Below are 13,578 nucleotides of genomic sequence, written 5' to 3'. Positions count from 1 at the left end.
CTAAAGTGTGCACGCAATGTGTAGCGGAGCGCGCATGCAAGAAGGCATAGTTAAACCCGTCATGTTTTTTCGGGGGATACACAGGGGGAACTATGCCGCACCGCTCCGACATCCAGCTGGCTTCTGACTACGTCAATGGTGACGTCCGCGCGTTTCGAGTAATTGTGAAGCGCCACCACCAACGCATGTTTTACACCGCACGCAGTTACGCGCGCGATGAGTTTGATGCCCAGGACATCGTGCAAGAGTCGCTGTTTCGCGCCAGCCGCAGCATGCACACGTACCGCGGGGACGCGAAGATGTCCACGTGGCTGCACCGCACGGTGACCAACGTGGCGTATGACTTTTACCGTCGTACGGAAACCAGAAACGGCAGCGTGGTCAGTTATGACGACGGGGACACGATCACCCAGGACAACCACCGTTTCTTGTCGCATGACCCGACAACCACGGTGGAGTCCTTCCTGGCACTGCGCCAAGCGGTGGCGAATCTTCCCTCCACACACCGTAAGGCGCTTCTGCTTATAGACGTCTACGGGATGAGCGTCGAATCCGCCGCCACCACATTGGGCGTGCGCCCCGGGACAGTGAAATCTCGCCGTTTCCGTGCACGTCAATTGGTTGCCGCAGCCGTGGCTGAAGCCTAAGTAGGTTGCGTCGCTACACTACGTAGTTATGACGAATCCGGGATTTATTAACGTGGGTAACCTTGGTGCGGATGCGGTGGGGGAGGGCGTCGAAAAGCAAGATGCTCCGGTGCACAACCTGATCATTATCGGCTCCGGTCCGGCAGGCTACACGGCGGCGATTTATGCCGCGCGTGCGGAGCTGAAACCGCTGGTGTTTGAAGGCTATGAGTACGGCGGTGAGCTGATGAACACCACCGAGGTGGAGAACTTCCCCGGCTTTGATGCGGGTGTGATGGGCCCGGATCTTATGGAGAACATGCGTGAGCAGGCCGAGAAGTTCGGCGCTGACCTGCGCAGCGAATTGGTTACTCGGGTGGATTTCTCCAACGCTGACGGCTTGAAGAAGGTGTACGTGGATGATGAGGTTTACCAGGCCAAAGCCGTGATTTTGGCTACAGGTGCGGCGCCGCGTCACCTGGGTGTGCCGGGTGAGGAGCAGCTGACCGGCCGCGGTGTGTCCACCTGCGCTACCTGTGACGGATTCTTCTTCAAGGACCACCACATTGCCGTTGTTGGCGGTGGCGATTCCGCGATGGAGGAGGCCACCTTCCTTTCCAAGTTTGGCTCCAAGGTCACGCTGATTCACCGCTCCGAGAACTTCCGCGCCTCCAAAATCATGCTGGAGCGTGCACGTGAAAACGACAAGATTGAGTTCCTCACCAACACCGTCGTGGAATCCGTGGTTGATGGCGGCGGCAAGGTAGAGGGGCTCAACGTGGTTAACACGGTCACCGGCGAGAAGTCCGTGCTGGACGCCACGGCGCTGTTTGTGGCCATTGGGCACGATCCGCGCTCCGGGTTCCTTGAGGGCCAGGTAGCTGTGGATGAGGGCGGCTACGTCACGGTGGCGGATCCGTCCACGGCAACGAGTGTTCCGGGCGTGTTCGCGGCCGGTGACTTGGTGGACAAAACCTACCGTCAGGCCATCACTGCGGCGGGCTCTGGTTGCCGTGCGGCACTGGACGCGCAACATTACTTGGCCGCACTCTAACACCTTTGCCGGTTGCCAACTAGGATGTGAGGCTATGAACGCTCCAATTGATGTCACCCAGGCCACTTTCAAATCTGAGGTGGTAGACGCCGACACCCCTGTGCTGGTGGACTTCTGGGCCGAATGGTGCGGCCCGTGCAAGAAGCTCGGCCCAATTCTGGACGAAATTGCTGCTGAGATGGGCGATTCGGTCAAGGTTGCCAAGGTCAACGTTGACCAGGAGCGCACCCTTGGCGCGATGTTCCAGGTCATGTCTATCCCGACTGTCTTGCTGTTTAAGGGCGGCGAGAAGGTCGATGAGTTTGTCGGCGTCCGCCCGAAGAGTGAGATTGTGAAGCGCGTCCAGGCGCAGATGTAATATGCCGGAAATTCTTCGCGTCGGTGATTCGAGCGCGCGTGTGGCTGAGGTCCGCACCGCGCTTGCTCGTATCGGCGTTCTTGAGGGCTTTGAGGGCAGTGTTGCTGACTTTAACTCCAGGCAGTTTTCCAAGCAGGAGATGCTTTTCGACGCTGCGTTGGAGCAAGCCATCCGCGCCTTCCAACAGTCCCGCGGCATCGTTCCCTCTGGGACAATCGATGACTTGACGCTGCGTGAGCTGCGCGAAGCGTCCTACACGTTGGGTGCGCGCGTGCTGAGTTATCAGCCGAGCCAGCTCATGGTGGGCGACGATGTGACGCAGCTGCAGAATCAGCTGCATGAGCTGGGTTTTTATCAGCATCGTGTGGATGGGCGTTTTGGCCCTGATACGCATGAGGCTCTGGCGAACTTCCAGCTGGACACCGGTCTTGAAGACGACGGCGTCTGCGGCCCTGAGACGCTGCGCGCGCTGAGCCTTTTGGGCCGGCGCATTACCGGCGGTTCCGCGCACAATATTCGTGAGCGTGAGCATGTGCGTCAGGCGGGTCCACACCTGTCCGGCAAACGTGTGGTGATTGACCCGGCGCTTGGCGGGGATGACCACGGCACGGCGGTATCTGGCCGCTTTGGTGAGATTCATGAGGAAGAGATTCTGTGGGATCTCGCCGGCCGCATTGAGGGCCGTATGGTTGCCGCGGGTATGGAGACGATCCTGTCGCGGCCGCGTGGGGATAACCCGTCGACGAAGGCCCGCGCCGACCTGGCAAATGGCTTTGGCGCTGACGTGGTGATTTCCCTGAAGTTGGACCGCTACAGCAACGAGAAGGCCAACGGCACTGCCACGTTTTACTTTGGTTCTGAGCAGGGCACGTCCTCCATGACCGGTGAAGTGCTCTCCGGGTTCATCCAGCGCGAGATTGCTGCACGTACTGACCTGCAGAATTGTCACAACCACGGCCGTACGTGGGACATGTTGCGCATGACGCAGATGCCTACCGTTGAGGTGGTGTTGGGGTACGTGACCAACCCTGGCGATGTTGCCGTGTTGACGGATCCGAAGCAGCGAGACGCGATCGCGGAGGCGATCGTGGTTGCTGTCAAACGCCTCTACCTGATGGAGATGGATAACCAGCCGACCGGCACGTATAACTTCTCCGACTTGCTGCGCGAGGAACAGGCGTAGCGCCTGGAGTAGCACCTGGTAAAGCGCCTACAGCGGCAGGTAGAGCGTGGTCCGGGTCTAGCCGTGCATGAGCTCCATGATGCGCTCGAAGTCGTCGCGGTCTCCGAACTCCACCACGATCTTGCCTTTGCGCTTACCCATGGTGACAGACACCTTGGTATCCCACACGTCTGCGAGGCGCTCGGCGGCGCTCTGGAGATACTCCGGTTGCGGCGTCGGGGTACGCTTCGGCTTCTCCGGAGCCTTACCGTTGTTATTAATCAGGGTTACGGCTTCTTCCGTTGCGCGCACAGACAGGCCTTCGGCCACAATCCTCTCGGCGAGGCTGTCTTGGGCGTTCGTTGTAGCGTCGCCAAGCTTGATGCCCAAAAGCGCACGAGCGTGGCCGGCGGACAGGACTCCGGCTGCGACCCGGCGCTGCACCGCAACCGGCAACCCCAGCAGGCGAATCGCATTGGTCACAGCCGGGCGAGAGCGGCCAAGCTTGTCAGCCAGCTGCTCCTGGGTTACGCCGAATTCCTGCAAAAGCTGCTGGTAGGCGGCCGCTTCTTCCAAGGGGTTGAGCTGGACGCGGTGGATGTTTTCCAACAACGCGTCCCGGAGCATGTCCTCGTCGGAGGTTTCGCGGACGATCGCAGGGATGTGCTTTAAACCCGCCTTAGAGGCGGCACGCCAGCGGCGCTCACCCATGATGAGCTCGAAGCCCTCACGCGTATCGCGGACCACAATCGGCTGGAGCAGGCCGAACTCGCGGATCGAGTGGACAAGCTCCGCAAGGTCATCCTCATCGAAGACCTGTCGCGGCTGCTTCGGGTTCGGGATGATCTGGCCAAGCGGGATCTCCTGGTAGCGCGCGCCACCGACCGGCATCGGGGAAAGCGCGTTTTCCGCACTCGCCGCCACCGTCGGGGCACCCTTCACACCAACCTGCGGAGCCCCCTTTGTGCGCTTCGGCTTCGCACTGGGCTTTTCAGCGGGCCTCTCAGCTGCCTTAGCAGGCTCCTGATCCGCAGGCTTCTGCTTGCCAAAGATGATGTCGGACGCTCCGCCACCAATGCCGCCGGTCTTGCCGGACTTGTCCATCTGTGCCGGGGCCGAGGGGATCAACGCACCTAGGCCGCGGCCAAGGCCGCCTTTGCGTTCCTGTGCCATTGTTTAGTCCTCCTCGATCTCGTAACTCGTATCCGCATCCAGCTGGGCGTATACCTCCGGGCTCACGCCGATCGGCCCGGTAGTGGGGTGCGGTGTGTAGTCGCCGCGGTTGTGCAGCTCCTTCGCAGCATCAATGTAGGCCAACGCGCCGCGGGAAGTCGGGTCGTATTCCACAACCGTCTGGCCAAACCCAGGCGCCTCTGACACCTTCACGGAGCGCGGGATCATGTTGCGCAGCACCACCTCACCAAACTGGCTGCGCACTTCCTCCGCAACATCGGCGGCTAGCTTCGTGCGTGCGTCATACATAGTCAGCAGCACCGCAGCAATGTGCAGGTTCTGGTTCAGGTGCTCGCGGATCATGCTGATGTTGTTCAGCAGCTGACCCACGCCCTCAAGCGCGTAGTACTCGCACTGAATCGGAATCATCACCTCATCCACAGCGGTCATTGCGTTGATGGTGAGCAGGCCCAACGAGGGCGGGCAGTCAATGAATACGTAATCGAATCCGTGTGATTCGACGAAGCCGCGCCTCAATGCATCGTAAAGCCGGTACTCCCTGCGTACCATGCTGACCAGTTCAATTTCCGCACCCGCCAGGTCAATGGTTGCAGGGATGCAGAACAGGTTCGGGTTGTCCGGGTTCGGCTGCATCGCCTCATCTGGTGTTGCGTGGCCGATCAGGATCTCGTAGGAGGACAGGGTGCCGGAGGTATGCTCCGCGCCAAGCGCCGTCGAGGCATTGCCCTGCGGATCCAGATCCACCACCAGCACCTTGTGCCCTTGCTTAGCCAGAGCGGCAGCAATGTTCACACTTGTGGTGGTTTTACCCACGCCGCCTTTTTGGTTTGCAACCGTAAATAAGCGCACGTTGCTCATCGGTCTACCTCCGCACAATCCTGATCAACGTGGTCGGCTCTGCAAGCGCCGCACCCACAGTGAAAATCTCGGCGTCCCCGCCACCGGCTTTGGTCACTTCCTTACGGTCGCGTTCGAGCTCTTCGCTTACAGACGCCCCCTTCAACGCCACCATCTGCCCCCCATGTTTCACCAACGGCAAGGACCACCCAGCGAGCTTGCCTAGCGGCGCCACGGCACGGGAGGTTACTGCGTCGAACTGGCCTTGCTTCTGCTCCTCAGCACGCCCGCGGACAACCGTGACGTTATCCAGCTTGAGCGCCTCTTTGACCTCGCCCAGGTACACCGAGCGCTTCAGCAGCGGCTCAATCAACGTGATCTGCAAGTCTGGGCGGGCAATGGCAAGCGGGATGCCCGGCAGGCCAGCCCCGGAACCGATATCCGCTACTTTAAGGTTCTGCTCGAATGCCTCACCGACCACCGCACAGTTAAGAATGTGGCGATCCCACAGGCGGTCCACTTCCTTCGGGCCGATGAACCCACGCTCAGCCGCGGTTATTGCCAGCGAATCATGGTACGCCACCGCAAGGTCTAAGCGGTCTCCAAAGATCTCTCTGGCTTGATCGGGCAACTGATCTGACACGGCTGTGTACTCCTTGCTCAGGTGGGCGTTCTGCAGTGGCCTGCAGTGGCGCAGTGTTGTTCCATAGATATTAGTCAACGCCGACACACACCATACAGCCACTTCCATATCCGCAGGTAGGCACCAAAAAACCGGCAACCCCGATCCGAAGGACCGAAGAGGCCGGTATGTGGGGTGAAACTAGCGGCCTACTTACCCTGCTTGCGCTGCTTCTTGGTGCGCTTATCCACAGTGCGTGCACCAACCACGGGTGCAGACGCACGCTTTGCCTCACGCTTTGCTGCTTCTTCTGCTTCCTCTTCCTTATCCATCTTGTCGTAGACAATGCGAGTCTGGAAGAAGGTCCACACGTTGTTGGCCAGCATGTAGAACAGCAGGCCAACGTGCCAGAGGAAGCCGGACGCCAAAATCATGACCGGCATGATCCACAGCATCATGTTGTTCATCATGCCCATCTGGGATTCCATCATCTTTGCGGTATCACCAGTGGGTGCGGCAACCTTGCCGGCTGCACGACGCTCATTCTGACGGTTGATAGAAATACGGGCGTTGAAGTGCACGAAGACTGCGGAGATGATCACCAGCGGCAAGCACACCGCGATGATGTGAGTACGCGTCAGGTCACCGCCAGTAAACGCCTCAAACGCGGCCTCCGGCATGGACATGTATGCGGACAGCGGCACGCCGAAGAAGTCAGCATCTAGGAAGGATTGCACATCTTCCACCGGGAAGGCGTAGTTGGCGGTCTCGCGGTTAACTTCAACGCTCAGCGGGTCGTTCTGACGCGCGGTGCGGTTAAAGGAACGCAGCACGTGGAACAAGCCAAGGAAGATTGGCATCTGTACCAGCGGCACGATGCAGGAGGCCAATGGGTTGACGCCCATTTCCTTCTGCAGCTTGCGCATCTCTTCGGCCATTTTTGTCTGGTCGTTTTTGTACTTCTCGCGGACTTCCTGCATCCGCGGCTGTACTTCTTGCATCTTGCGCATGGAGCGCATCTGGTTGACCATCGGCTTGACCAGGAAGATGCGCACCGTGAAGGTCAAAAGCACAATGGCCAGGATCCAGGAGATGCCGGAGGATTTGGGCAGGACAAAGCCGAGGGCTTCGTGCCAGAACCTCAGCACCCACGAGATTGGCCAGTAAATAAAGTTCAGCACTGTTCGGTGTTTCTCCTCGTTGTCTTTTCCGCTTCGCCCGCGCTGCCGGGTACCGGATCGTATCCTCCGGGATGCCACGGGCCGCACTTACACACTCGTGCCGCTGCCATCGCGCCACCTCGCACAGCTCCGTGACGTGATACAGCCTCAAGCGCATACGCGCTGCATACAGGCATGAAGCGACAAGTGCCACCCATCTTAAGGGGCGAGAGATATTTTTGGTAGCCACGCACGGCGTTCACCATGACTTTTGCTAGAGGCCCTTTGGCTTGGGGAATTTCCTCGCCCAGAAAGTTGAAGTACGGCATTTAACGCTTCTTCAACGCCCTAGCCAGCGCGGATCCAAACTCCCGGGCTAGCTCCTCGCTGGTTGCGGTTGCTGCCGGTGGCAGTGCTCGCACCACCACATCGTGGTGGGGCTCTAGCTTATCGACGCGCCCCGCAAACACCACAGCCCTCAACCTCCGCGACACCGCATGCCGTGTCACAGCATTGCCGACTTGTTTGCTCACGACCAGCCCGAAGCGGGGCCCACCGTGGATAACAAGGTCTTCGCGGGCGTAGACATGCACCACTAATGTACGAGACCCCGCGCGCACTCCTCGACGCATCGTCTGTTTGAAGTCAGCCGACGAGGTCAGTTTGTGCGGGCGGGGTAACACGAGCGTGGGCTATACGCTTATGCCTGTATGCCTGTATGCCTGTGCGCTCTTATGCGCTCAGCTTTGCGCGGCCCTTCTTGCGGCGCGCGGAGACGATGGCGCGGCCGGCACGGGTACGCATGCGAGCACGGAAGCCGTGCTTGCGGGAGCGACGGCGATTGTTCGGCTGGAAAGTCCGCTTAGACACGGAAATACTCCTTCGGTTGCACGAACGGCCAGCTTGCGCTCACACGGATTGCCCGCATGTGCACCAGCTCCGGGGCCTAGACCGTCCGGTGGTGAAACGTTGTAAGTGAGATTGCGTTGCGTGATGTGGATCATCGCGCTCGCATGCACCGTCCCGGGAAGGTGCTCTCCAAAAGTCACTGATGTGACAGACCATGTCAGGGTACGTGATTGAAAGGCGTTGCTACAAATCGCCGCGCCGCATGTCGCCAGCTTTCTTTTGGGTACCCCCGGAATTACAACTGTGTGTTTTTCCGCAGGTGGGAGGGGAAATCGCCGATCCAGCCAGCGGCACAGTAATTGTCTATTCATTTAGTGACAAAACGCATGTTCGAGCGCGGAAGTTATCCACAGGGGTACTCACAGGCATTTGCTAGACAGTGCAAGGTGGGACGCGGTAACAATGTTTTATCACCACAAAATCACAGACCCCTATTGTGGAGTCCTGTGGATAACTGTGAAGTTCTGGTTGAGACTTTCGCGAATTTCCGCTAGTTTCTGCAGGTACAAGCGTTGTACACAGAAAATCACAGTTATCCACAGCTAAACATGCTCCTGTGGATAACCCCGGTGGAAGGAGTTATCCACAGGTGTGTATAACCTTGTGGAACAACAGGTCGCGGGCTTATCGGTCCGGATCTAACTTGTGAATTGCTGTTAATTCTTGTGAGGAGCTGCCGTGGCCGATCAGCAACTCGAGTCACTGTGGCGTGACCTCGTTGCGGAGTTGTTGCAACTTTCTGAACGACCCAACTCATCCGTACCTACGTTGACCCACCAACAGCGCGCCTACCTCCAGTTGGTGCGCCCGGAAGTGCTGGTCAACGGCTACGTGGTGCTAACTGCACCGCATGCCGCGGCCAAGTCAGTAGTAGAGGAATCCCTAGCGCCGCACATCACTACGCTCCTGCAGTCGCATTTGGGAACGCCATGCACGCTCGCTGTAACCCTGGCCGCGCCAGAACCGGAACCTGAACCTGTCATTCCCCCGGTTCAGGAGCAGTGGGCGCCGAGCCAAACGACGCAGACCGCAGTGGGGGAGCAGATGCCGATGGGACTTGATGAGCTGGCGCAGATGCACGCCCAGCAAATGGCAGCAAACGCTGGCGCACACCTCGTCGTCCCCCAACGTATCCCGCGTGAAAAGCCTGCTCATGACCCTGATCGGGAGGCAAGCCTGAACCCGAAGTACACCTTTGAAAACTTCGTTATTGGCTCTTCCAACCGCTTTGCCAATGGTGCAGCGGTAGCCGTCGCTGAAAATCCGGCCCGTGCTTACAACCCACTGTTTATTTGGGGTGGCTCCGGCCTGGGCAAGACCCACTTGCTGCATGCCGCTGGTAACTACGCGCGTGTGCTGCAGCCAAACTTGCGCATTAAATATGTGTCATCGGAAGAATTCACCAATGACTACATCAACTCCGTGCGTGATGACCGTCAGGAATCCTTCAAACGCCGCTACCGCGACCTGGACATTTTGATGGTGGATGACATCCAGTTCCTCGAAGGCAAGGAAGGTACCCAGGAGGAGTTCTTCCACACCTTCAACGCGCTGCACCAGTCCAACAAGCAGATCATTTTGTCCTCAGACCGCCCGCCGCGTCAGCTGACCACGCTTGAAGACCGCCTGCGTACCCGCTTCGAAGGCGGCCTCATTACAGACGTTCAGCCGCCAGACTTAGAAACCCGCATCGCAATTCTGCTGAAAAAGGCAGCTGCGGACGGCACGCACGTCAGCCATGACGTCCTCGAACTCATCGCCACGCAATTCCAAAGCTCCATCCGAGAGCTCGAAGGCGCGCTGATCCGCGTGTCCGCGTACTCTTCGCTGATCAATGAGCCAATCACCATGGAGGTGGCACAGGTTGCGCTTCGGGACATTCTTCCCGACGAAAGCGATATCCACATCACTGCCACCGCCATCAAGGAGGCCGCAGCGGAGTACTTCAGCGTGGCCGTTGACCAGCTCACTGGCGCCGGAAAGACCAGGCAGGTGGCCCACGCGCGCCAGATTGCCATGTATTTGTGCCGCGAGCTGACGGAACTCTCGCTGCCCAAAATTGGCGACGAGTTCGGCGGCAAAGACCACACCACCGTCATGTATGCGGATCGCAAAATCCGTAAGGAGATGACGGAAAACCGTGAGACGTACGACGAAATCCAGGAACTTACACAAATTGTGAAGAACCGCGCCCGCGGCGCTTAACGCACATTCCTTCCGGGCTCACCCGAGCCGCGGACAAGGACCTTCAGACCTCTGGGGGTCCTTTTTTGGATTGCGGCAGCATGTTGCCAAACCGGGGTTATCTGCCGCAATTACCACCTGCTAGACAACATTTCTCATGTCCAGTCAGTCATTGGACACGGGGCTTATTGGACACGGGCCCACCAGGTTCCGCTCGGCAATCCCGACGAGGCGCACTGACAGAAAGTCACAGGCAGTAAGGCACTAGCAGACATTGCAAAATTCACGATGAGTCAAGACAACTGACCTGGGGAAACACGAAACCCAAAACATTATCTGCTAGTGGCACAACTCGATCTCACCCCGGTAAAGCCCAAACAGACACCAAACCTGGCAATTACCTGGCAGCGAATGCAACTATCCCCGGTTTGGCAACATGCTGCCGCAATCCAAAAAAGGCCCCCACTGGTCGAGAGGCATGCCAAGCCACAAGTACGCCAGGACAAGAGCGAACCAGTCCACGGGCAAGTCAACCCACAGATACGCAAGGCCAAGTCAGTAACAACCCAGAACAACCCAGAGACCTGCACAAACACCAACAGTCCACAGTAATCCACAGACTTATCCACACCTGTGTAATTACATAGATGTTATTCACAATCTGCAGGACAACACCACAACAAAAGCAACCCCGCTCACCCCCTGGGGACAAACCACACATTCTTGTGAGTAATCGGTGGACAACTCACAGGAGAAATGTGGATGAAATCCCACGCCTAGAATCTATCCACAGCGCGCAGCCGTTCATCCACACCTTGTCCACACAACACTCACACTCCAGATAACTCTCATGAGCTGCGCAAACAACACGTTATCCACAGATTGCACAGGACTTACTGTTCTTACCAACTCTTTTACTTGTAATTCATTGGGAGAAACAGGGGATGTGCACAGCCCGCCGAAACGCGATCGAATTACAAAACTTCTAGGGCCCCTCAGGTGAGATTTGTGGCGTCGTTGCCTAGAGTGAAAACGGTAATTCCAAGAATCTTGTTTTAAGGGGGCCAGCGCGCGCCATGGTTGAGAGCTCAGTGTCATTCCGTGTTCAGAAGGAAGATCTTTCTGAGGCTGCCTCGTGGGTTGCGCGTTCCTTGCCTACGAAGAACACACAGCCGGTGCTTCGCGCTGTTGTGATTACAGCGGATGATCACGGTTTGGAGTTCGCGGGCTTTGACTATGAGGTTTCCAGCAAGGTTCGGATTAATGCCGATATTGATCAGCCGGGGCGTGTGGCTGTGGCGGGTAAGTTGTTGGCGGATATCGTCGCAAATATGCCTTCTGGCCCGGTGGAGGTTTCCACTAACGGCAACAAGCTGCAGCTCAAAGGAGGTTCGGCTAAGTTCGAACTACCGCTGATGGGTTTGGATGATTACCCGCAGCTGCCTAGTTTGCCGGAGGTTACGGGCAAGATTTCGCCGGCGGCGCTGACTGCAGCGGTGACCCAGGTGGCGTCTGCTGCTGGTCGTGATGACACGCTGCCAATGCTTACCGGTATCCACATGGAGGTAAGCGGCACGCACCTGAAGCTGACGGCAACGGACCGTTTCCGTTTGGCGTTGCGTTCCTTGGAGTGGGAGCCGACGTCTCCAAGCGTTGAAGCGAAGCTGCTGATCCCGGCGAAGACGCTGTTGGATAACGCGCGCACGCTGGATACGCATATTGATGAGCCGGTGGAGATCGCTGTCGGTGGTGCTGACAACGTTGGTGCGGACGGCCTGTTTGGTTTGCACGTGAGCAACCGCGAAACCACCACGCGCATGTTGGATGCGGATTTCCCGAATGTCGCACCGCTGCTTCCGAAGACTCACACTTGTATTGCCACGGTGGAGATTTCACCGCTGATGGAATCTATTCGTCGTGTGTCGCTGGTTGCGGACCGCAATGCGCAGATCCGCCTGCACTTTAAGCAGGGCGAGCTGACCTTGTACGCATCTGGTGCGGATTCCGGTGAGGCGTCTGAGACCATCCCGGCTGCGTTCACCGGTGAAGACGAGCTGCTCATCGCCTTTAACGCTGGCTACCTGCGCGATGGCCTTGGGGTGATTGGTACGGATCGTGTGATGTTTGGCTTCACGGAAGCTTCGCGTCCGGCGATTATGGTGCCGGAGCCGGAGGAGCTTCCGGAGGCGAATGCGGACGGCACCTTCCCCACCCCGGATACTTACTTCACGTACCTGCTGATGCCGGTGCGTTTGCCGGGTTAAGCACCAGGTTAAGTGCCGGATTAAGTGTTTGTCTCTGAGCTGGATCTGCGCGATTTCCGCTCGTGGCCGGAGTTGCATCTGGACCTTGAGCCGGGGGTGACGGTCTTTGCTGGCCGCAACGGTCACGGCAAAACCAACATTGTTGAGGCGGTGTATTACACCTCGCACCTGGGCAGCCATCGGGTGTCTACGGATACGCCGCTGATTCGCACCGGTCAGGACAACGCTCGTGTTTCTGCGACCACTATTAATAATGACCGCGCGCTGACCACCCACCTGCTGATCAAGGCTGCTGGTGCAAACCAGGCCCAGATTAACCGCACGCGTTTAAAGAGCCCGCGTGAGGTTTTGGGCGTGTTGCGTACGGTGTTGTTTTCGCCGGAGGACCTGCGGCTTGTGGTTGGTGAGCCCGCGGAGCGTCGCCGTTTTTTGGATGAGTTGCTCTCGCTTCGCACACCAAGGATTGGTGGGGTGCGGGCGGATTATGATCGGGTGTTGCGCCAGCGCAATGCGCTGCTGCGCACGTCAAACATGGTGCTGCGCCGCGGTTACCAGGATGAATCGGGCGCGGCGGCTCTGTCCACGCTTGATGTCTGGGACGCCCAGCTTGCAAGTTTGGGAAGCCAGTTGGTCACCGCGCGCCTTTTGCTTATCGACGCTATAGCGCCCCTCATCACCTCCGCCTACGCCAGCGTGGCACCGGAGTCGCGCCCTGCAAGCGTGCGCTATAAATCAACCGTTAACTTCGGCCAGGAGCGTGATCCTGCAACGTTCGAGGCGGCGTTGCTGGCGGAGTTGGGCAGGCGCAGGAAAGAAGAGATCGACCGCGGCACTACCTTGGTGGGTCCGCACCGCGATGACTTGGTGCTCATGCTGGGCGATACTCCGGCGAAGGGCTACGCCTCCCACGGCGAGACCTGGTCGTATGCGCTGTCGCTGCACTTGGCGGAGTACCAGTTGCTCTCTGAACAGGGATCCGCACCCGTGTTGATTTTGGACGACGTGTTTGCGGAGCTGGATGCCAAAAGGCGCGAGCGTTTAGTTCACGTTGCTGAAGAAGCCGAGCAGGTATTGATCACGGCTGCGGTGGGTGATGATTTGCCGGCAAACCTGCATGACGCCGTAGCGGCGCGCTACATGGTGACTATGGAGGACGGGGTGAGCACAATTGCAGGATCTGGTTAAAACCACGTTTCTTCTCACCCGCG

14 protein-coding genes are annotated in these 13,578 nt (G+C 58.4%); 7 read left to right on the top strand and 7 right to left on the bottom strand.

Translation table 11 applies throughout. The annotated features are described in order from the left end of the window. The first annotated feature begins 92 nt into the window (after positions 1 to 92). From HMPREF3101_RS04475 to HMPREF3101_RS04460, 4 genes are read left to right on the top strand one after another with little or no spacing between them, the layout of a single operon-like run. Positions 93 to 647: a sigma-70 family RNA polymerase sigma factor gene (locus HMPREF3101_RS04475; protein WP_070463099.1), complete on the top strand. Its 555-nt coding sequence runs from the start codon at positions 93 to 95 to the stop codon at positions 645 to 647. A 28-nt stretch (positions 648 to 675) separates the two neighbouring features. Continuing rightward, the gene (gene trxB, locus HMPREF3101_RS04470) at positions 676 to 1,680 is read left to right on the top strand and encodes a thioredoxin-disulfide reductase (RefSeq protein ID WP_083280082.1); all 1,005 of its coding nucleotides are present in this window, start codon (positions 676 to 678) and stop codon (positions 1,678 to 1,680) included. Between the two features lie 34 nt (positions 1,681 to 1,714). Continuing rightward, on the top strand, positions 1,715 to 2,038 hold the full coding sequence (gene trxA / locus HMPREF3101_RS04465) for a thioredoxin (RefSeq protein WP_070463096.1): 324 nt from the start codon (positions 1,715 to 1,717) through the stop codon (positions 2,036 to 2,038). A gap of 1 nt (position 2,039) precedes the next feature. Further along, positions 2,040 to 3,221 carry an N-acetylmuramoyl-L-alanine amidase gene (locus HMPREF3101_RS04460; protein WP_070463092.1) on the top strand — a complete coding sequence of 394 codons (1,182 nt, stop codon included), beginning with the start codon at positions 2,040 to 2,042 and terminating at the stop codon, positions 3,219 to 3,221. Between the two features lie 57 nt (positions 3,222 to 3,278). On the opposite strand, the gene HMPREF3101_RS04455 is transcribed toward HMPREF3101_RS04460, so the two are convergent. The 7 genes from HMPREF3101_RS04455 to rpmH form a co-directional block, all read right to left on the bottom strand. Then, a complete protein-coding gene (locus tag HMPREF3101_RS04455) occupies positions 3,279 to 4,373 on the bottom strand; it encodes a ParB/RepB/Spo0J family partition protein (protein WP_070463089.1) in 1,095 nt (364 codons plus the stop codon). Between the two features lie 3 nt (positions 4,374 to 4,376). Further along, entirely contained in the window at positions 4,377 to 5,252 is an 876-nt protein-coding gene (locus tag HMPREF3101_RS04450) for a ParA family protein (RefSeq protein ID WP_070463087.1), read from the bottom strand. 4 nt (positions 5,253 to 5,256) lie between these two features. Then, positions 5,257 to 5,874 (bottom strand): 16S rRNA (guanine(527)-N(7))-methyltransferase RsmG, encoded by a 618-nt coding sequence (rsmG, locus tag HMPREF3101_RS04445; RefSeq protein ID WP_070463085.1) that lies wholly within the window; start codon positions 5,872 to 5,874, stop codon positions 5,257 to 5,259. Between the two features lie 188 nt (positions 5,875 to 6,062). Beyond that, on the bottom strand, positions 6,063 to 7,034 hold the full coding sequence (gene yidC / locus HMPREF3101_RS04440) for a membrane protein insertase YidC (protein ID WP_070463082.1): 972 nt from the start codon (positions 7,032 to 7,034) through the stop codon (positions 6,063 to 6,065). Next, positions 7,028 to 7,342: a membrane protein insertion efficiency factor YidD gene (gene yidD, locus HMPREF3101_RS04435; RefSeq protein ID WP_070463078.1), complete on the bottom strand. Its 315-nt coding sequence runs from the start codon at positions 7,340 to 7,342 to the stop codon at positions 7,028 to 7,030. Before yidD ends, yidC begins: the two co-directional genes overlap by 7 nt. Beyond that, the gene (gene rnpA / locus HMPREF3101_RS04430) at positions 7,343 to 7,696 is read right to left on the bottom strand and encodes a ribonuclease P protein component (RefSeq protein ID WP_070463075.1); all 354 of its coding nucleotides are present in this window, start codon (positions 7,694 to 7,696) and stop codon (positions 7,343 to 7,345) included. 49 nt (positions 7,697 to 7,745) lie between these two features. Continuing rightward, complete coding sequence (gene rpmH, locus HMPREF3101_RS04425) at positions 7,746 to 7,889, bottom strand: 50S ribosomal protein L34 (RefSeq protein ID WP_083280080.1); 144 nt, start codon at positions 7,887 to 7,889, stop codon at positions 7,746 to 7,748. A 711-nt stretch (positions 7,890 to 8,600) separates the two neighbouring features. On the opposite strand from rpmH, the gene dnaA reads away from it, so the two are divergent. The 3 genes from dnaA (at position 8,601) to recF (ending at position 13,555) form a co-directional block, all read left to right on the top strand. Next, positions 8,601 to 10,127, top strand: coding sequence for a chromosomal replication initiator protein DnaA (gene dnaA / locus HMPREF3101_RS04420; protein ID WP_070463069.1), 1,527 nt, complete (start codon positions 8,601 to 8,603; stop codon positions 10,125 to 10,127). Between the two features lie 1,055 nt (positions 10,128 to 11,182). Continuing rightward, a complete protein-coding gene (dnaN, locus tag HMPREF3101_RS04415) occupies positions 11,183 to 12,370 on the top strand; it encodes a DNA polymerase III subunit beta (protein WP_070463067.1) in 1,188 nt (395 codons plus the stop codon). Positions 12,371 to 12,394: 24 nt separating this feature from the next. Next, positions 12,395 to 13,555 (top strand): DNA replication/repair protein RecF, encoded by a 1,161-nt coding sequence (recF, locus tag HMPREF3101_RS04410; protein WP_070463064.1) that lies wholly within the window; start codon positions 12,395 to 12,397, stop codon positions 13,553 to 13,555. Positions 13,556 to 13,578 lie beyond the last annotated feature (23 nt).

The organism is Corynebacterium sp. HMSC29G08 (assembly GCF_001806875.1).
Taxonomy (GTDB): domain Bacteria; phylum Actinomycetota; class Actinomycetes; order Mycobacteriales; family Mycobacteriaceae; genus Corynebacterium.
This window is presented reverse-complemented; position numbering and strand designations above follow the sequence as displayed.